This window comes from Streptomyces sp. MB09-01 (assembly GCF_033794505.1).
Taxonomy (GTDB): domain Bacteria; phylum Actinomycetota; class Actinomycetes; order Streptomycetales; family Streptomycetaceae; genus Streptomyces.
Genome location: NZ_JARAYQ010000558.1, coordinates 1 through 1,280 on the forward strand (window position 1 = coordinate 1; position 1,280 = coordinate 1,280).

Below are 1,280 nucleotides of genomic sequence, written 5' to 3' on the forward strand. Positions count from 1 at the left end.
CCCAGCAGGCGATCATCGACCACCCGCCCACCGGCCAGAGCCTCGTCATCATCGAAGACACCACCGGCGGCGGAAAGACCGAAACCGCCCAATACCTCACCCACCACCTCGCCCTCACCTGCGGCTACCACGGTTCCTACACCGCCCTGCCCCTGCGCGCTGCGGGCGACCAGATCGCCGACCGCACAGCTGCCTACCTCGCCACCGTCCTCAGAGACCGGGAACTCGCCCACCTGGCTCTCGTCCACGGCAACGCCTTCGCCCACGGCACCACGAGCCACCTCGCGCTCACCGACAGCGTGGTCACCATGGCGACCAACATCACCTGCGACGACCACGACAACCACCACAACGCCCCGGCCGTCATCCTCGACCACTGGTACCTCGCACGAACCCGAGGCCTGCTCTCCTGCTTCGGCGTCGGCACCATCGACCAGATCATCCTCGCCGCCCAGCACGGCAAACACTGGTTCCTGCGCCTGTACGCCCTCGCCGGCAAGACCGTCGTGATCGACGAAGCCCACGCCTACGACCTCTACCAGCAGCGACTCCTGGCAGCCGCCATCGCCTGGCTCGCCGACGCCGGAGCCAGCATCGTCGTGCTCTCCGCCACCCTGCCCGGCGCCATCCGCAACGACCTTGTCAACGCCTGGCGCCGCGGCCACAACACCAACCCCGCCCGCACCGCACCCACCGGCCCGATCACCATCATCGACAGCAAGGGCCACTGCCGCACCCACACCCCAGCCCGCTCACGCCACACCCGTTACCGCACCCGCATCAAACTCCTGCCCGACCCCGGCCCACACGAACTCGCCCACCACCTCCTCAGCCGCCACCCTCACGGCATCACCACCGTCATCCGCAACTCCGTCACCCGCGCCGAAGACCTCCACCGCGCGCTGCGCGAAATCGCTGGCCACTACGGCTGGAGGCCCGAAGAGATCCAGCTCCTGCACTCCCGGTACCAAGAACGCCACCGCTCCCACCACCAGCACCACATCGAAACCCGGCTCGGACCCCACCCCGACCCCGAACTGCGCACCGAACAGCCCAACCCCCAGCGCCCGCACCGCCTCCTGCTCATCGGAACCCAAGTCCTGGAGCAGAGCCTCGACTACGACACCGACCACCTCTACACCGACCTCGCCCCCCTCGACCTCCTACTGCAGCGACGAGGCCGTCAATGGCGCCACCCGGTCAACAGGCCACCTCTGCGCCATGGCACCCCCCTCACTCACGTCCTGTGGACCCCCCGCCCCGACGGGCTGCCTCAACTT

Annotated in this window: 1 protein-coding gene; it reads left to right on the forward strand. The window is 68.7% G+C overall.

The features are described 5' to 3' along the window. The coding region (cas3, locus tag PV721_RS43435) for a CRISPR-associated helicase Cas3' (protein WP_319734400.1) at positions 1 to 1,280 on the forward strand (1,280 nt) is incomplete at both ends.